This window comes from Chitinophaga agrisoli, from assembly GCF_008386695.1.
GTDB classification, from domain to species: domain Bacteria; phylum Bacteroidota; class Bacteroidia; order Chitinophagales; family Chitinophagaceae; genus Chitinophaga; species Chitinophaga agrisoli.
The window spans coordinates 1-290 of the sequence record NZ_VUOC01000075.1 but is presented as its reverse complement, the minus strand read 5'-3'; the positions used below and the strand labels follow the sequence as shown (position 1 = coordinate 290).

Below are 290 nucleotides of genomic sequence, written 5' to 3'. Positions count from 1 at the left end.
AAAGATCTTTGTAAATACCGGGGCTAATTGATCAGCGCAGGACTTCAGAATTCGTCCTGTAATGCCGTCTGGACCTGCAGCTTTTCTGGTGTTTACTCTCTTGAAGGCTGTTCTCACTTCGTGCTCGAAGATGATAAACGCGGTGTCTGGACGCGCTCTCTCTACCCGTGTGCATTTAGTAGGTATGATGTTAGCACCGTTAGCAGTGTTAGCACCGTTAGCATTCGCAGCGCTGTCGAAGCGAGCATAGAAGGTATTTAGCTCTTGTGCTAACGTAGCTTCCGCATTAG

General features: G+C 48.3%; 1 protein-coding gene. It reads right to left on the bottom strand.

Going from position 1 to position 290, the window contains the following annotated elements:
- The coding region (locus F0L74_RS33720; RefSeq protein ID WP_213087174.1) for a hypothetical protein at positions 1-290 on the bottom strand (290 nt) is incomplete at both ends.